The sequence below is a fragment of the Sphingobacterium phlebotomi genome (genome assembly GCF_008180195.1).
Taxonomy (GTDB): domain Bacteria; phylum Bacteroidota; class Bacteroidia; order Sphingobacteriales; family Sphingobacteriaceae; genus Sphingobacterium; species Sphingobacterium phlebotomi.
In genome coordinates, this window is record NZ_VTAV01000003.1 from 183240 (window position 1) to 202210 (window position 18971).

Consider the following 18971-nt stretch of genomic DNA (forward strand, 5'->3'; position numbering starts at 1 on the left):
TATGCTCCGTGATTAATTATAACCTGTAACGCTTAATTCCAATTACAGCACTCCCGTTCGCATTAATAGAATTCACATAAATATATCCTCTGTATTTTCCGTCTGCCGTTTCTACCCATATACCTGATTGAGCCAGCATATTGATAGCATAATTGGGGGCTGCGCTAAGATCCAATGTCTTAAAATCTTCATCATCTAAATAGACATAGGAGTTATTTCCGGTACCTGCATTGGCACCAAGATGGATATCTCTTACGTTCCAAGCCTTTTGTATTTTCGTGTTTCGGTTAATCCCATTTGGTAGCGTTATTCCCGGGCGATACATTACGTCTGCTGCTGGAGCCACGAAAGAATGGCCAAATGTTATTCCGGTAATCGTTCTGAATAAGTAGAGTACGTCAATCTTATCTGGTCGTGCTGTAGCCTCCGTGTCGTCGTATACAGCCATGTCTTCTATGGATATATAAAATTTGTTGCCATTGGAAACCGCCAAATTAGGCGCTACTTCCATTCTCCTGATCTTGTAAGGTCCCATTTTGTACGTAACGGTCTGGCCATTACTACTCGTGGCAGAAAAAGTAAAAGAAACTTCTTTATCAGCAGCGTCAGGTGTTGGTCTGTAATAATACCTTAAAGTGGCGGCATTGGTATCCACGTCAAAAGTAACCTTGGTAACTGCTCCATCCGTTACAGATGGCGTTGCCACAGGTATACCGATATCATCCCCAATAGCATCCGTATGAAAGGAGCGGTGCTCCAGATAGGTTTCGGGAGCACCCGGGATCGAAGCCTCTACCTGTGCAGAAATGAGTTTCCCTTCACTTTGTTGAATTGCCATGGCATACATAAATTCCATGTCTATACCCGCTAGTCCAGGACCTACCGACTTCTTAATACAATCGTTTTGTAAACCACTTTTCGGTACAGGAACGGCATATTCCTCCTCCTTGCACCCAACAACTAGCGTTACGACGCAGAGTAAAAATGTGGTTTTATATAATAGTTTACGAATCATAATTTTTACTTTTAATATGTTAAAATATATTATCCTATGGCTGTTGTACCGTTACATTCACCGTGTATACCTTTCGCACCTGTCTGTTGCCCGATATGACGGTCCACTGTCTAGGATTTGTCAAATCAGAAAAATCAACAAATCCTGTGACTTTAGGCTCCAGCTTCGCATCGGTAATCAGAGAAAAACGTGGCCATAGTCTTGTTAAGTCCGTACCAAAACGTACCTGTAAATCTATCGTCTGGGCGACTGTATCTACAACAGGCGTCCCAACGACCACCGTTTGATGCGTGGGGTCCCATAAATCAAAGCTCCCCACATATGCACTTGTTCGATCGGTGATTAGCAGACCATCTTCATCTACGGGAAAATTGTCTTTGGAACACCGTATTATCGCAAATGCTACAATCACCAGAAGTGCCAAATAAAAGTTTTTATATTTTGATATTTTCATCATCTATTTTTTTAAAATTTACGTCTATAAATACGGTGTATTTTGCCTTAGGTTAGGATTACGATCCATTTCACTCTGTGGTATTTTAAAAATATAACATTGCTGATAGGCTCTCTCATTTTTATTTTGAAAGTAAGCCGTAACATTATTGCCCCACGTGTTCGTCGTAAACTTTCCCGGACCGTTAGGCGGCCCCCAGATATCTTCAATTTTCCTCCAGCGTCTAATATCAAACGCCCTATGTCCTTCTAATACCAACTCTACTATACGTTCTTGTTCTATGGCATCAAAGAACAAATCTCTATTTGCATACTTTTCAGGCTTAAGCGCCGGCAGATTTCCGCGTGCCCTTACTTTATCTACCAGACTCACGGCTTCAGGCGTCGGGCCAAATGCCTCGTTCGATGCTTCGGCAAACATCAAATATACGTCGGCAAGACGGATCACCGGCCAGGTCATATTTCCTTCTTCTCTTCCTTGTCCAGCGTAGTTTCTTACGAACTTGCGGAACAAGTAACCGGAGTTCGTCCCTGAATTATAATCTATATAGCGAACACCATTATTAACGCCCTGGATTCCGTGATGATAGGGAATTAGTCCTTCGGCTTGTAACCCCGCCAAGCGCTGGATGACTTCACCGTTCCAAAGAATCGTACTTTTCATCCGGTAATCTCTACCCAGGTAAGTTTGCGGATTAAGCGCGGAGTTTGGCCTCGTCGCTGCATCTGCTGCATATTTAGCATCCTGTGTCCTATCACTCAATTGCTCCATGGGCGGAAGAAAATCGCCTGTTGTGGTAGACTGATAACGATCAGCCAGCCAGTAGTTTGGCGACACATTCACTTCGGAACTTTCGGTCTCTCTTGGCCCAATATCACGCATTAATTTATCGCTTACCCCGGACCCAGGTCCGCCGTGGGTAAAACCAATAATGGTCTCATTGGTTGCATTAGAAGTAGGCATAAAAAGATGAAAATAATTAGGTAATGTTTCTGCTTTTCCTAGATCATCAATTTCGCCCGGAGCGCCGCCTCTGAATAACGTTAATCCGTAATCGTTAATAACTTTTCTGAAGTCTTCTGTAGCATCTTTAAAAGCTTGGTCTGCCTTTGCTGCATCCGGCTCAAATGTGTCCAGTTCTGGCCATCCATTCTTATTCCAGCTACCCCAGTAAAGATTTACCTTCCCTCTTAAAGCCAAGGCTGCCGCTTTGGTTACTCTTTCTTTTTGATCAGGCTTACGCGTAGCGGGTAATTTTTCAAACGCGTAATCTAAATCCGCCAGAATATGATTCTTCACTTCTTCTATCGGTGTACGCGGTATAGATATCACATCATCATTACTTATTACTATTTTATCGATGTATGGCACATCTCCCCACATCGTGATTAATCGGAAATATACCAAAGCCCGCATTAGCCGAGCCTCTCCAATAATACCTTCCAAATTTTCTTTGGCAGCGGGTAACCGAGGCAACATATTTGTCACGTTATCGATCACATAGTTTGCTCTGTTCACGCCCCCATATAAGAAACGAAACATATTGTCAAAAGCGGAACCATACCCCTCCGGATAATAATGGCCAGTGCTACTTCCCGTCCAATATGCACCGCCATTACTCGGCGTCCCCAAAGACGAGATACTACTTACAGCTCTCACCCGCACATAATCACCATGGCCATCAAAGAAATAGTCTTTATGAAACACATTCTTAATATTGTTATACATTGCCATCGCACCACCCACGGCATCTGCTTCTGTTTGCCAGTACGCATTATTGTCAAGTTCTGTTGTCGCTTGCTGATCTAACAGATCTTTCACACATGAAGATGTAGAAAGCAGTAAAGAGCCGGCAAAAAAACAAACCAGAAATTTATTTATCTTTTTCATATTATTTACACCTTATAGATTAATATTTACACCTAACGAGAAGGATTTCAGCAATGGATACACATCGTTCATACTGGCTGTGGACTCGGGATCTATCCCCCTGTACGAAGTGAACGTATGTAAGTTTTCACCCGAAACGAATACTCTGAGATTATTAATATTTACTTTCCTTAATATACTCTCCGGAAGATTGTAACCTAGCTGTACGTTACGTAAACGTAAGTAGGATAAATTATCCAGCCAAAAGGTCGTTTGTGTCCTATTACCACCAGCAGTACTGTTTAACCTTGGCCAGATCCCATCTTTATTATCTACACTCCAAGGATTATTCCAGTGATCCCATGATGCCGCGTATCTTTCCCCTATACTCAGTTCATTATAGTTGCTCAACCAATAATCTTTCCTTCCTGCAGCCCCTTGCAGCTGGATGTTTAAATCAAAGCCTTTATAACTGAAACTTGAATTCAAAGCAAAATTGGTATGTGGCGTGTTGGTTTGCGTATTGGGATCGGCTTTCCTGTCTTCATCCGTAATCCTCCCATCCCCGTTGAGGTCCAAACGGATAAGATCTCCCGGAACAATACCTTGAGGGGTCGCATCATAAACTTGTTGCCAGTTTTGTGCTATACCAATATCCTCGTAGCCATATACGAAATTAATAGGCATATCAATAAACCGGGTCCCCCTCAATAACAGTTGTCCCCATTTTTCCAGTGTATTCCTATTATATGAAGCGTTCAGATTAATGCGGTATTGAAAGTCATTTATATTGTCGCTCCAGGTAAAGTTACCCTCAATACCACGATTGCTCATCTCCCCTATATTATGTCTGGGCGCAGTATACATTCCGGATATAAGCATAGAAATATCTAAAGCATCTGCCATCCCTGCAGTTTTCCGCTCATAGTAGTCAAATTCCGCAGACAAGCGATTGTTAAGCATGACAAGATCTAATCCAAAATTCAGGACATTGACTTTCTCCCAACTAAACGCTTGGTTTATCATTCTGTTATTCGAGAATCCGCTATAGGCCGAACCTCCTAAAATATAATTGAATGATGTCAATACTTCTCTTTGTTCGTATAAAGAATTGGTGATTCTGTTATTACCTAGCCCTCCGTAACTCGCCCGCAGTTTACCACTGCTTATGCCCCAGTCTTTGATGTTAGAAAGAAAGCTTTCCTCTGTGAAACGCCATCCCACCGATGCTGACGGAAAGAATCCCCACTGGTGGCCCTTATAAAACCTGGAAGAGCCATCGTAACGGGCGTTCAGTTCCACTAAATATTTATTAAAGGCTGTGTAGTTTAGTCTACCAATGAAAGACCGTAACCCCTCCTTTGTGGACGATCCACTATTCGTTTGTCCGTCCACGCTTGCAGCGTCTAGCTCCGTTAATGAAGGATGTATCCGATTTAATCTCGCGCCAGCTAATATACGGCTATTCCAAAACTCTTCGCTATATACTGCTAATGCTCCAAATTCGTGATTTTCAGCTAAGACTTTATCGTAACTTATCCTACCACTTGCCATCGTTTTATAGCTATTCAAATTATCATTCGAGATACCCACGTTGGGTCCTAAAATCCACCTGCCGGTAAAAGCCTCATTTTGGAAATCATAAGCCTCGACCGCTTTGTTGGCATTCACCGTAAACTGATCACTGTAATTTAAAGAGTAATCCACCCGAGTTTTCAATCCTTCTATAGGTTCCCACTCCAAATGAAAAATACTATTTAATTGCTTTTGGTTTCTTTTGGAGCTTAAGTGATCATACAAAGCCAAAGGATTAGCCACGAGCGTATGCTCACCGTACGCCGACCTACCACCGTATAACCCGGTGAACGGATCGTAAGGTGTGACCCCCGCTACAGCAAAACGTAAGTCGTATGCATTTCCTGCACTACCGCCGGTAAATCCCTCATTAAACCCGAACGTGTAGTTAGACCAGTTACCCGTAACCTTGGCGCCAATGCTGATATTTTTACGGATTTTATAATCGTAATTGATACGGGCATTATATCTTGCAAAATCGTTCCCAATTTGCAACCCTCTTTCATCCATTATTCCGGCAGATATAAAAAAATTGGATACATCGTTACCGCCATTAGCCGAAAGGTTGTAGTTTTGCTGGACTGCATCCCGCATCGTCACGTCAAACCAATCCGTATTCGCAAATCGAATGGGGTCTATCATACCTAAAGCCATCCATTCCTCAATGGTGCCATACCTATAAGTTGCGGTGTTAGCGGAGGCACTCATGGCCTGTGCATTCCGATGGACCATTAAAGATCTAGGGTAATCTGCCATAAAGCCGATTCCGTTGGTCGGGCTTTGTGTTGCTAAATGAGAACTGAAAGTGATGCTCGGCTTTTTGCCGGCACCGGATCTGGTGGTCACCAAAATTACCCCGTTGGCAGCTCTGGAGCCATAGACAGAAGCAGCTGTCGCATCTTTCAACACAGATACGCTTTCAATATCCTGCATATTTAATCGGTTGATATCGACATCCGGCATACCATCTACCACGATTAACGGCCCTGCGGCGCCGGAGGCGAGCGTTCCCAAACCCCTGATCATCAATGTGGAACTATTATTACCCGCCATTCCACTGGACTGATTGACTGCTAGCCCAGGCAATAAACCATTCAGCGCTGTGGAAACATTTGAAATAGACCTACTGGTTAATTTTTCATCAAAGGTAATACTCGCTACGGAACCCGTTAGGTTCCCTTTCTTTTGGGTACCATAGCCCACCACGACCACTTCATCTATCGTGGACATATCAGGCTGCAGTGTCACGTTTACTACATTCTGGCTATTACTAAACGGGAACTCCCTACTCAAAAAACCGATGTAGGTAAAGACGAGTGTACCAGTGCCTTGTGGTGCATCCACTACGAAATTTCCATCGACGTTTGTTACAGTAGCCACATTTGTTCCTTTTAGGCTAACCCCTACTCCGGCCAGAGGCTCGCCAGCACCGTCCATCACCCGACCAGTTACACGGGTAGTTTGTTTTTCCTCAGTCGTTGTACGTGGTAAGTTGGGATGGCTGTTCTTGGTTATCATGGCGATGGAGACGACTTCGTTGCTTTCCTGAGCAAGAAGCCCAAAACTCTGGAAAACAAACCCGATTCCCACACCGAGCTTGACCAACCGAAGCTTAGCTGTTTTTTGCATCATATGTTTTTAATTTGGTTTATAATAGATTATTAATAATGTTTTCTTTTTTTTAGCTATTCCCTAGCGGAAGCCTTATAGAGTCCCAATTCTGCTAGCTGGACAGGTGATTTAGATTTTTTCACTGTAATTCTGATCTTATCTGTGGTGGTCAATGGCACACGTAACAAGCGCTTGTATCCGATTGTGGTGAGATCACTTAACAATGTCCACGCTGTTCCGTCCCAGTACTCTAATAAAGCTTCTTCATTTTTTTGCCCTTCGGTAATATTTTCTTGAAGCGAAACCCTGTCAAAAGACACTTTTTCACTCAATGTCACTACGAAAGGTTTATTTGTGTGAAGCGAGATGTAGCTTTCCAGCGCCCCATCAGTCAATGATCCATTATGGTCTGTCTTTGCCAGGTTTCTATCAAATGTTTCATCCAGAATCGAGCGGTATTCATATAAATTTTTTACATCCTGTTCTGCAAATAAACCTTCCTTATTAGGCGGAATATTGAGGAGCAACACACTGTTTCTACCTACCGAGGTGTAATAAAGATCGACCAAATTTTGAGCCGACCGTACCTTATCATCCTCTTTCTCATGATAAAACCACCCGGGTCTGATCGACACATCCGTTTCTGTCGGTATCCACAATTTGCCGTTCGGATCTCCTACATTTAAGTATGCTGGTGACATTTTCCCGGGTGCGTTCTCTGGTTTCACATCAATCGTAGACCACATGGTCTCGCCGGCGATTCCTTTCTCATTACCTACCCATCGAACATCAGGGCCGACGTCCGAAAACATCACTGCATTTGGTTGCAATTCACGGACGATATCCCAATAACCGTTAAAATCGTACTCCATATCAATGGCTTTTTTATCCTTCGCTCCGTCAAACCACACTTCCGCTATTTCGCCATAATTCGTTAATAACTCCCGGAGTTGATTTTTGTAAAACGTGTTATATGCCGACGTCCCGTAACTAGGATGGTTTTGATCCCAAGGGGAGAGATAGAATCCAAACTGTATATCGTATTCGCGACATGCCTGCTCTATCTCTTTTACCATATCACCTTCGCCATTTTTCCATGGACTGCTTTTAACGGAATGAGCTGTGTATGCCGTCGGCCAAAGACAAAATCCATCGTGATGTTTAGCGGTTATTATCGCCATCTTGAATCCCGTTTCCTTCAAAACTTTGATCATTTTGCGCGCATCAAAATTGACCGGATTAAAAATTTCAGGACGTTCAGTGCCATCTCCCCACTCCTTGCCTGTATAGGTATTCACCGTAAAATGGATGAAAGCAGTTGTCTCCAACTTTTGCCATTTTAATTGATTCTTACTAGGTACGGGTAGATCCTGTGCTCGAAGCGGTATGCTTATTACAAAAAGTAATAAAATTATATATAGTTGTTTGTTCATTGATATGTAATTATTCGTAATCGTTAGTTTTATGTTAGAAACTTGTTATTTTTTAATATTTGTTAATTTAAATACCCAAGCATGTTCGCATGGTGTATTTGCCGGGTTAATTTGTGGAGGCCGAACGCATACTCTATTTTTAATGGTTTTGAATTTTATGGGTAAATCTGACCCTAACAAAGTCACATCCTTTGCGCCGCGAATTCCATCGATGATCAATTCTTCCGCTGGCCACTCGGTACATATGACATACAGATCGTTACCTTTACGAGTATAATGGACACCATTATCTTCTTGTAATGGCCGATCGTCCCACGCGGTGGTTCCGTATATCGCTTCTCCGTTTATACTTAACCAATCACCTATAGCCAGCAGCCGCTCTTCCATAACGACGGGAATCAGACCGTTTGCATCAGGTCCGACATTTAGTAGAAGATTACCCCCGTTTCCAACCTTTTCGATCAGTAGATCGATTAATTGTTTTGATGAGTAATAATGTGCAGTAGTTTCAAATTGATTATATCCGTAGGAAGTTCCAATTCCGCGGCTCTCTTCCCAAGGATGCAAAATCCGACCCGTCGTAAGCGTGTCACCGATCAAATTATATTCTGTTGTGTAATATCCCCCGTGCTTACTTCGTGTTTCTTTTCCCCACCGATCGTTGACTACGACCGTCTCTTTCACCGGAGAATCGTTGTAAAGCCATGTCAGAAATGTTGTGCTTTTTAATTTGTCACTTGTATAATCCCATTCGCCGTCTGCGAAAATAACTTCTGGACGATAATTATTCACCAGGTCTTTCATCTGCGGTATCATATGCTCCGTAGTCCACCTCTCCATATCGCCTGAGGTATAGAGCACATTACTCCATTCCAATAAAGAATAATACAATCCAAATCGTAAACCGGTACTTCGCACCGCATTAGATAGGTCTTTTATAATATCGCGCTTAGGCCCTACGTCCATACTATTCCAGCCGTTGCTGTGTACACTTGGCCATAGGCAGTACCCATCATGGTGCTTCGAGGTCAATACCACGTAGCCTGCGCCGGATCTTTTAAACAAATCAGCCCATTTATCGGGATCAAAAAATTCCGCTTTAAACATGGGGGCGAAATCTGCGTACGTCGAATGTTGTCCGTAATTACATTTGTGGTAATCGGTGAATGAATTATTTTTTTCAATAAGGCGCATGAGATAATGCTCAGCATATTTTTCGTAAACGCCTTCTACCTCGTCGACCGGCGCGTAAGCTGGCACGGAATATAGTCCCCAGTGTATAAATATTCCAAACTTGGCATCTGACCACCACGACGGTATAGGTCTGGAATCTAATGACTCCCAGCTGTTCTCAAATTTTTGGGCAATCACTTCCGGTATAACCAGTATGAATAAAAACACGGGTAAACAAATCTTGATATAGAAGTTAGTCTTCATTTTTCTGTATTTAAGCGGTCATTTTTGGCCTTTGCTTTATCACGTTATTTAATCAGGTCTTTATAACGTAGTAGTGCTTCGACATAATAATAATCTGCATAGGTGAGCGGAACATCAACTTCGCTGTTATGCGGAATCGATCCTACACTATGCTTCAGCAAAAAGCCACCATTCGAACCCACTTCAGCAGTATATGATGCGGTAGACAAATTATATAACATGGTTTCGGCAGTTTGCAAATAGTATTTGGAAAGTTTCCCCTTCACCATTGTGCTCATTTCTAATAATGCAGATGCCGTCACCGCGGCCGTCGAAGCGTCTCTGTAGTGTTTGTATTTCAGATATTTACTGTCTTCCGGAAGATCAGGTGCGTCGTAATCCCAATAGGCAACTAGATCATCTGGCATATTTGGATGCTCTAACATGTATTTTGCAATTTTTTTTGCGAATGAGAGGTACTTCTTGTTTTTTGTGTCACGGTACATCATGACATATCCGTACAACCCCCAGGCTTGTCCTCTTGCCCACGCCGACTCATCAAAGGCGCCCTGATTGGTTTTTTTCTTGATAATATCGCCCGTTTCGGGGTCATAATCTACGACGTGATAACAGCTATAATCTTTGCGGTAGTGATTTTGCATGGTCGTATTCGCATGGGTTACGGAAATATCGTAAAATTTTTGATTGCCACTCAACCGGGTTGCGCTGTTTAAGAACTCTAAGTTCATCATATTGTCTATAATAACCGGAAAATTGTCAAAATCCCAGGAGCGGATCGATTTTGTAACCGGGCTGTATCGAGTTGCTAACGACTCAGCTCCCTTTAGTAAAATTTCCTTATACGCCGTCGTATCTCCGGTAATACGCATTGCATTTCCAAAGCTGCAGTACAACATAAAGCCAAGATCATGCGTCGTGGTATTGAATTTTTCCTTTTCCAATAGCGTCAGCTTCTGCTTCGCTAACGCCAATAATTCCTTATCGCCCGAATGCTCATACAGATAAAGTAACGTACCTGGATAGAAACCCGATGTCCACCAACCTGTTTCAGAATCAAAATTTTTTCCACTATCGTAAGTCTTTGGAAGCATATTTTCAGCGGAACGTTCTGCCAGTACCTTTATCTGTTCGGCAGCGTTATCCAAAGCGGTGTTTACCTTATTAAGGTCTAGCTTTCCTTGAGCCTGCACCGTAGCTAAACAGGCCGTGGAAAACATCAGCGTTGCAAATGCTCGTAATGATCGGTTCATGTTTTTTATATTTTTTGTTTTATAAAAAAAGTGTTTTGTATACCGTTATTTCATTTTTTCAGGAACAAAAAAATCGGTTGTCGCATGACGTGGAAGTTTGAATACTTCTCCTTTCTTATTTGTAAAGTAGATATTAGATTCCGAAGGTTTCCGTCCATCGCCATCGGCCCAAATTCCATAAAAATCCTTCGCCGCATCGTTAGGCTTACGGACATAGGAATGATTTCGTTGGCTATTTTTTGTTATTTTCTTTTCTTGTTTCCATCCTCGCCCACCATTTCTACTTATCCATATCGCGACTTCACCACCAGGATTATACGCCTGTGGCCCTATTTCCGTAGGGGCGATGATTCTTACTCTCCCCTTGCCCTCTGCATACACGGAGCCCATATCGTAGTTACTATCCGAAGAGGTAATAACGCTGTCGTTCCATTTTTTTGAGATTTTGTCTACATGAAAGAAATGCCAATTCCGAGGTCCATTTTGCGGTCCAGGCTGTGGTCCTTTGCTAGAAATCGTCAGAATCAACGGGTTCCCGTTCTCGTCAAGGTCAATATCTACCAAGTAGTTATTTAATTTATCGTCCGTAAAATCTTTTACTAGTGCGATATTTTCTCGATTTGTTAAAGGCAACTCGACGTTCTGTTTGTCAGCCGTCTGCCATGATTTGCCCCAATCGGATGTTTCGAGGTAATACAGATTCGTCCGATAGTCGAGCCCTTTACCGTCTGGGTGGAAGTCAAAAGCAACACCTATTTTGCCATCCGAGGTCGCACTGACTTGATAGTGTCCGCCTTCGATATTCCCCAATATTTTCCATTCATCCCAATGTTGGCCGTCTTTACTGGTGTTATAGCCTATGACTCTCCGATGTTTAGCGTCGTATTTTGAAAAAAGAGCAAGAAAACCTTTGTCGTCATCATAATAAACCTGGAAATAAGAAAAATTTGTAAAGGGCTTCCTCTCGCCGTTTACCATCTCGGTTGCTTCAACTAATTCAAATTCATCGATATCATATGGTTTGGTCGATTTCGAGATATAAGATGTCCTTTCAACTCCATGCGACGTAGAAAATATCCAGATGTAACCCGCCGCATCGATAGAAATTACAGGGTTATCATGTGCATCTACTGTCTTTTTATCGAGGACAGTAGTTGGATTGGCCACCTTCTTGGTGCGATGATCGTAAAAAGAAACGTTGTGTAGCAATGTACTGTTGCTCTCGTCTGTACCGCCATAGCAAAAGTAAGTTTTGTTTACTTTTTCAACATAGACAGCGAAAGGTCTATGGTTAGCCGGGTAGGTTCCTAACCCTCCACTGTACTTAAAAGCATATTCGTTGCCAGTAGGCTGGATCATATACCAAATCCCCCTGAAGCCATTCGCTTTGCTATTCATCAACTCTTTCGTTTGGTTTGAGGCGTGTTGTGCGATAGCTACAGAACAAAGCATGAAGGGTATAAATAGAAATCGAAAAAAATAAGCAAAATGTAATTTCATATCAATTAGTTATATATATATTAAAATATATGGTTTATGGATAATCCATGCCCAGCGTTTGTCAACTAGCTTCAGGCTGAAATGGAATTTTCTAATATTAAACTTTGTTGTATATTTATATAAGAAAAAAAATAAATTATTTTTTTAATACTTTATAATTGTATCTTTTCTGTTTAAAATTGCTGATGTAAAGTACCGAAACAATTTTTGGTGATGCTGTATCTGAACCAAACCATTTTATGTACAAAATAAACATGCTATGATCAACAGAATTCCTCAAGAGATTAAAATTGATCCATCTTCCATACGACAGACTTTTAGAGAAATAAACATAAAACTATTCTGCTGCAGATATTGGATACTGGAAGAGTGGACGTGTTTTGACTTATCTGTGCCTTTTTGGCGCGTCTATTACAACACCATCGAGGGAGCCGAGATTATATATAATAATAGATCCATTATGCTGAATAAACAGAATCTAATTATTATTCCCCCCAACACTTCCTTTTCTACTCGTTTAAATACAACCAATGTTCGAAGTAATAATGAAAGTATTGCGGGTCGTAAATTCACAGAAGCCGATACACGGGAGCAAATAGCAAAAACGAATAAGTTGGATCATCTCTTTATCCACTTTTCGTTAGGATTTCCATTAGACTATGCCGATGCTGGCATATTTTGTTTAGAGATGACAGATCAAAAACTGAAATTGATAGAAGAAATTCGCCATACTTGTATACAGGACAAAGCATTTAATTTCTTTGATTGCCTGAACGTCAACATTCTTATAGGTTTATGCTTAATGCAGTTAGAAAATTTTCTGACCGATTTTAAGATAATGGATCAACGTGTTTTTAATGCCATGGCTTATGTCGATAATAATTACAATAAAGCGATTACCAATAACGCACTAGCGGCGATGACAAATATGGCTTCCAACTCATTTGCCAGGCTTTTCAAAAAAGCGACGGGAATCACCATTCAGCAGTATATCATAAAAAAAAGAATTGAAAATGCGCTTAACCTTATCCACCACTCTGATAAAAATTTAGATGAGATCGCACATGACTGTGGTTTTTCGGACCGTTTCCATTTTTCAAAATTTTTTAAGAAACACGTACATATGAGCCCATCGTACTACCGGAAAAACTTGACGCTGTTTTAATTGAGCCGTCGGTAGTTTGATTATAGCTGGTTTTCACCCCACTCCGCCATTTGTACTAATATACTTTCTAAAGATTTACCTTTATCTGAAAGTTTATATTCTACTCTTGGAGATATCTGATAATACAAATAGGAGGATCCGGCTGATGCCGGATCCTAAATTTCCTAGAACGTATACCGCACGCCCAGCTGCACCTGTGCCCTTGAATTAAAGTAATCAATGCTGTAGGGTGTACCCGAGTCGCTGAACGTGAACACTGGCCAGTTGCCCGCATTCTGCTGTGGCGGGAACAGGGTCGGTGTCAGGCCGACCGAACTGGTCGAGTTGAACGTGTTCGGCGAGAAATACTGCACGCCCCATTCTTTGTAGATCAGGTTGGTCAGGTTCACCACGTCCGCTGATAGGGTCAGAAAGTGACCGTTTTTGTTCACGGGCAGGTCGTGCGCGATGCGCAGGTCCGCCTGCACGTTCCACGGCGTACGTCCGGTATTGCGCTCGGTAAAGTCGCCCCTGCGTGATGACAGGTATCCGTTATCATCGATAAAGGTATTGAATGCCTGTGCCTGCTGCTGTGCCGTCTGTGACGGTGTATCCTTGAAGTAGCGGATGGCCTCTTCCCGTGTCGGGATGTAGGTCAGCGACACCTGCTGTGGCAATCCCTGTATGCTGTTGTTCACGATGCCATAGGTGAACGGGCTACCGGACTGTGCCGAGAAGAACAGGTTGATGTTCGTGCGTCCGGCACGTTGCCATCCATGACCATAACTGATGCTCGTGACGATGCGGTGGCGGATATCGAAGTTGCTGTAGGCCAGCTTCGGGTCGTTAGGGATCAATGACTGGTTCAATTGCCAGTTGGACTCCATGGAGTTACGGACACCGTTGGATATATCCTTGGACTCCCCGAAGGTATAGCTTGCCGTGGCATCGAACCCCTTCCATTTCTTGGCGATGGTCCCGGTAAGGCTATAGCGGTAGCCCTGGTTGGTGTTGCTCAGCAGGTACACGTTCGAGAAACGACTATCCACCGTACCGCTGTATACCGGCTGTTGTTTATCGCTATCGTACCCGTACCAAAGTGGATTGTCCTTGGTGTTCAGCTGCTGGAACATCACGTCGCTGATGTTGCGTGTATACATCCCCTCGAAGGTAAACTTCCAGTCGTCCGTTGTTTCGTAGTCGATCCCCAAGCTTGTCCGGAACACCTGTGGAAGCGTAAATCCGTTGTCCACCAGGTCCACCTGTGTCCTGCCGCTGTTCGGATCGTTGATCACGGCTCCATTCTGTGCGATAAAGTCGGCCAGTCCGTTCGGGCTGGGCTTAATGGCGTCCGATCCCGGTGCAAAGGGTTTGTCGTCGGCACGCTGGTCAAAGGCACCGTAGCTGTCGCCCGTATTGTAGTAGGCGTATGCCAGCCATGCAAAGGGGATACGGCCGGTGAACAAGCCGGCACCGCCGCGCAGCACCAGACTGCGGTCTTCGGTAGCCTCCCAGCGGAAGCCCACCCGTGGGGATAGCTGCACGCGGTTCATGAAATCATTTTTGATCCGGCTTATCGGCGTATAGGTATAGGTCGTCCCGAAGTTGGGATCGGCCCACATGTCTTTTACCTTGTCGCTCAGGGTCGGCATGGTGGGCAGGTGGGCCATATCGGCACGCAGTCCCGGCGTTACACGGAACCGGTCACTTACGCGTATCTCGTCCTGTACGTACAGGCTGTACATGTTCACGTTGAAGTCCGCTGCCGGGTTGTCCAGTATGTAGTCACGGGTATTGTTGATATAATTGTAGCTACCGCGTACCCGGTAAGGACTGTTGCTGATAAAATCATCGATGCTGTTGTAGTCCACCCGGCCGTTCCAGCCGTTGACAAAGCCGTAGCGGATGCTGTAGAGTTCATTGTGTGTCCCGACGAGCAACTTATGGCGTCCGGTGTTCCAGTTGAGGTTGGCCGTTACCTCCCAGGTGCGCTGCTGCATGTCGAAGATGCTAGCCTCCCTATCCGTACCCAGGTAGATGGTGGTACCGGGGGTGCGCCCCTGTATCTGCACCTGCGGTAATGTCGGATCGGAAAGCGGGTCACGGCGGTCGTTCACCACGGTATAACCGATGACCGCATTACCGGAGAGCGAATTGCTGAAACGGCTTTTGAGTTCGGCCACGGTACTGCTCTGGTTGTTCTCCTGTTCAAAGGCCATGCTCGAAAAGCGGAAATCCTGCTGGTCGCGATCCATGTGGGTTGCCGAGCTGCGGATCGTATTATTCCTTACCGCAAGCTGGTGACGGTCATTGATGTTCCAGTCCAGGCGGTTGAAGAACTTCACGGACTTTGACCAGTTGGTGTACAGACCTGCCGTACCGGCATCAAAGATATCGCCGTATCGGCTCTGTACCGTGCTTGCTATACTGCTGGCATCGGCTTCCGTAAGGATGTGGGATGTCTCCGCCGTGCCCACGAGCAACTGCGTGGGATCCTGCCTGCGGGTGATTTCCTCGTTGCTGAAAAAGAATAGTTTGTCCTTAATTATGGCGAATCCGATGCGGAAGCCTGCCTGGTAGTCGTAGAAGTCGGAATTCATCGATCCCAACGTACCGACACGGTCGTTTCCGGTTAGGGCGGCGTTGCGGCCGAAACCGTAAACGGAGCCCTCGATCTTATTGGTACCCGAGCGGGTGACGGCGTTGACCGATCCCCCGGTGAAGTTACCGATCTTCACATCATAGGGTGCCAGGTACACCTGCATGTCCTGTATGGCGTCCAGGGAGACGGGGTTGGTGCGCGTAGAGCTCCCTGCCATACCGGAGGTACCGGTCTGTCCGCCGAGTGAGGGTGAGAAGCCGATAGCGTCGTTGTTGATGGCGCCGTCGATGGTGACGTTGTTGTAACGGAAGTTGGTACCCCCGAAACTGTTGTCGCGGCTTCCCTGCGGGGTGAGCCGGGTGATGTCGGTGACCGATCGGCTGACGGTGGGCATGCCCTGTACCTGCTCGCGGGAGATGTTCTGTCCCGCGCCGTAGGTATCGGCACGCTGCCCGGCCACACGGGCGGTAATGGTGACCTCGTCCAGTGCCTGTGCATCGGAACCGAGCACAAAATCGAGCTGCTGTGCACCGCCGAGGCGTATAAAGATGTCACTACGAATATCGTCCTGCATGCCGACCATCGAAGTGGTCACGGTATAGGGTCCGCCGATGCGCATATTGTTGATCGTATAGCGGCCGTCACCGTCGGTGGACAGGGCATACTTGGTGCCGGAAGGGGTATGCACCGCGGTTATGGTGGCGCCTGCAATGCCCTCTTTCATCGTGTTGATCACGCGTCCAGTCAGTGAGCCTGATGTTTCTTGTGCCAACCCCAGGAAGGGGGACAGAAACAACAGAAGCATGACGATCCATCTGTCGGCCATCCGTTGTCTTATATCTTTAGTTTTCATATTATTCTTACTTTTTCGCTTCGATCTTCGTTCCACTTGATCCTTCTATTTTTTTATCGTCAATTATTTAAATATTACCTTCCGTATGGCTGCCTGTCCTACATCCAGTAAATAGACGTTCCCTTCTTTATCGATGGTTATATCGTTGATGCTTCCCCATTTGGCGCTGGATAGATCTCCATCTTCAAACCCACGCTCTACCTTAACCAGTGTACTTACCGTCTGCTCTTTCAGATCCACTTGCCGTAGAGCTAAGTTGTTGGAATCCATGATGATCAGGTTGCCTTCGGCGGTCATTCCTAATGCCGTAGGTCCGTAGGCTAGTTTAGCGGTGGAAACTGGTCCATCTTGATAACCATAGCCCTCATGCTGGCCAAGCCAGTTTAAGCCACGCGCCCCGGGGAGCGTTCTGTTGATGATGCCTTGATAATCGTCGAATGAATGATAGATGGTGCCGTCTGGAGCGACCACAATTCTACATTTATCCGATGCGCTTCCGGTATTCATGCTCTGTACCGTTCCCGTGGATACCGTGATTTTAGAGATGCCACTCCAGCTACTTGAGTAATATAGATCGCCTTTGCTGTCTACCGTAAGCCCTCTCGGACCGATAGGCGCTGTCGGAATGGTCGTGACTGTGCCATCAGCAGCAACTTTTTTGACACTATTCCAATCCGCGATATAGATAACATCATTCAAAATATCCATGCCCACTATGCCGCTCAATCCACTGACAAAAACAGATGTTGAGCCTTCTGGCGTGACCTTCGTGATCGTTGAAGAACCACTCACATACAAGTTGCCATGCGAGTCGATTACGATTTTGGAGTAATTGAAATCAAGCGAAGTCAAATCTCTGGTTATCGTCATCACTCCAGCTCGGCGGAAAGCTTGCGGAGCCTCCGCAGATAAACCTCCCACTTCGACTTTCAGCACACCTGTACTGAGGTTTGTGGGTGCTATAACTTTGATGGATTTTTCGTCTGCGAAAGTGATCTGTGCAGCAACACCATTAAAGCTTACTTTGTTTTTTAACATGTCATGTGAAAAACCGGTACCTTCTATGGTCACTTCGGTGCCGGCCAACCCGCTTTCTGGGCTTACCTTTATGATACCCAGATCTTGGTTGACGAATTCAGGTCCAACGACTTTTTGATCGTTTACCACCACTTCAATTTTTCCGCTTCCGATATTGGCAGGATACCGCACGACAAGTTCTGTGCTGGTGGGGTCTTTTTCTAAGGGAATTTCTTTCCCGTTGATCAATACCTTATTTTCATCGGCTATGGTACTGAATGTGCTTCCTTTTATGGTAATTTCAGCACCAACAGGTCCGCTTAACGGCGAAACGGAGGATATCGTCGGCAATGGAACCACGCTGAAAATAGCATCGCTCACGGTTTTCTGACCGTTAATAACAACAGACACTTTGTTTGTTTCGATTCCTTCAGGGGCTAGTATGACTAGCTTCTCCGGCGAGGCTTCCACTACCGTGGCCTGCTTATCGTTAAAATAGACGTGATTGTTCTCCTTGACGGTTTCAAACCCTTCTCCGGTTAGGGTTATCTGGGTTCCTTTTCCGCCAGTCAGTGGTTTAATCTCTTTTATTTCTTGATACGTAAAAATTGCGCCTGTCGACTCCATTTCATCTACCAAGACTTTTACGACTCCGGTTCCCGCCCCCGAAGGGACTTTTGCGACAATCAGGGTATCGGAGATGTTGACCACTAAAGCAACCGAATCGTTAATAGTGACTTTTGCAGGTTGCGTCAGGCTACCAAAACCTTCACCGGTAATCCGTATGTTTGAGCCGGCCGGTCCATTGGCGGGAGAAACTCTGCTCACACTTAGGCTTTGGTAGGTGTAGTTGCCCACCTCGGTCGTTTGGCTACCGTTTTTCAGGGTTATTTTTCCGGTACTTCCGGATTCGGGAGCGAGTACCACCAATTCCGTTGACGTCGCCGAAAAAACTTCGGCCATTACACCCGAAAATTCAACGATGTTCTCGGCCATGCTTGTGCTGAATCCTTCTCCTTTTATGGTGACCAGTGTTCCGGCTTTCCCGCTGTTCGGGAAATACTGTTCCACCGATAGGCTGGGGGCGGCTTCTCCGGAAGGATTGTCTTTCTCGCAAGAGAAAAACATAAGGAGCGCAGATAATAGAATTAACCCTATGCTATGTTTACTATTTTTCATTTGTATAAAAATTTAATATACACGTGTATTCG

Annotated in this window: 12 protein-coding genes; 1 reads left to right on the forward strand and 11 read right to left on the reverse strand. The window is 44.8% G+C overall.

The window, feature by feature from the left end; genetic code table 11:
• Positions 1–16: 16 nt before the first annotated feature.
• The 8 genes from FXV77_RS07110 to FXV77_RS07145 are packed head-to-tail and all read right to left on the reverse strand — an operon-like array spanning position 17 to position 12144.
• Entirely contained in the window at positions 17–1015 is a 999-nt protein-coding gene (locus FXV77_RS07110; protein ID WP_148918527.1) for a DUF4466 family protein, read from the reverse strand.
• A gap of 34 nt (positions 1016–1049) precedes the next feature.
• Positions 1050–1472 (reverse strand): hypothetical protein, encoded by a 423-nt coding sequence (locus FXV77_RS07115; RefSeq protein ID WP_148918528.1) that lies wholly within the window; start codon positions 1470–1472, stop codon positions 1050–1052.
• A 21-nt stretch (positions 1473–1493) separates the two neighbouring features.
• Positions 1494–3359: a RagB/SusD family nutrient uptake outer membrane protein gene (locus FXV77_RS07120; protein WP_148918529.1), complete on the reverse strand. Its 1866-nt coding sequence runs from the start codon at positions 3357–3359 to the stop codon at positions 1494–1496.
• A 12-nt stretch (positions 3360–3371) separates the two neighbouring features.
• Complete coding sequence (locus tag FXV77_RS07125; protein ID WP_148918530.1) at positions 3372–6545, reverse strand: SusC/RagA family TonB-linked outer membrane protein; 3174 nt, start codon at positions 6543–6545, stop codon at positions 3372–3374.
• A 53-nt stretch (positions 6546–6598) separates the two neighbouring features.
• Complete coding sequence (locus FXV77_RS07130) at positions 6599–7957, reverse strand: alpha-L-fucosidase (RefSeq protein WP_148918531.1); 1359 nt, start codon at positions 7955–7957, stop codon at positions 6599–6601.
• 45 nt (positions 7958–8002) lie between these two features.
• Complete coding sequence (locus FXV77_RS07135; protein WP_148918532.1) at positions 8003–9394, reverse strand: alpha-L-fucosidase; 1392 nt, start codon at positions 9392–9394, stop codon at positions 8003–8005.
• Positions 9395–9438: 44 nt separating this feature from the next.
• Complete coding sequence (locus FXV77_RS07140) at positions 9439–10644, reverse strand: glycoside hydrolase family 88 protein (protein WP_148918533.1); 1206 nt, start codon at positions 10642–10644, stop codon at positions 9439–9441.
• A 45-nt stretch (positions 10645–10689) separates the two neighbouring features.
• Positions 10690–12144, reverse strand: coding sequence for a BNR-4 repeat-containing protein (locus FXV77_RS07145; protein WP_148918534.1), 1455 nt, complete (start codon positions 12142–12144; stop codon positions 10690–10692).
• A gap of 259 nt (positions 12145–12403) precedes the next feature.
• On the opposite strand from FXV77_RS07145, the gene FXV77_RS07150 reads away from it, so the two are divergent.
• The gene (locus tag FXV77_RS07150) at positions 12404–13309 is read left to right on the forward strand and encodes a helix-turn-helix domain-containing protein (RefSeq protein ID WP_148918535.1); all 906 of its coding nucleotides are present in this window, start codon (positions 12404–12406) and stop codon (positions 13307–13309) included.
• 20 nt (positions 13310–13329) lie between these two features.
• Here the strand turns inward: FXV77_RS07150 and FXV77_RS22675 are convergent, their stop codons facing one another.
• The 3 genes from FXV77_RS22675 to FXV77_RS07165 all read right to left on the reverse strand — a co-directional run bounded on the left by FXV77_RS22675 (position 13330) and on the right by FXV77_RS07165 (position 18939).
• Positions 13330–13437, reverse strand: coding sequence for a winged helix-turn-helix transcriptional regulator (locus tag FXV77_RS22675; RefSeq protein WP_148918536.1), 108 nt, complete (start codon positions 13435–13437; stop codon positions 13330–13332).
• A gap of 36 nt (positions 13438–13473) precedes the next feature.
• Positions 13474–16743, reverse strand: coding sequence for a TonB-dependent receptor (locus FXV77_RS07160; protein WP_148918537.1), 3270 nt, complete (start codon positions 16741–16743; stop codon positions 13474–13476).
• Positions 16744–16806: 63 nt separating this feature from the next.
• On the reverse strand, positions 16807–18939 hold the full coding sequence (locus FXV77_RS07165; protein WP_148918538.1) for an IPT/TIG domain-containing protein: 2133 nt from the start codon (positions 18937–18939) through the stop codon (positions 16807–16809).
• Between the last annotated feature and the right edge of the window lie 32 nt (positions 18940–18971).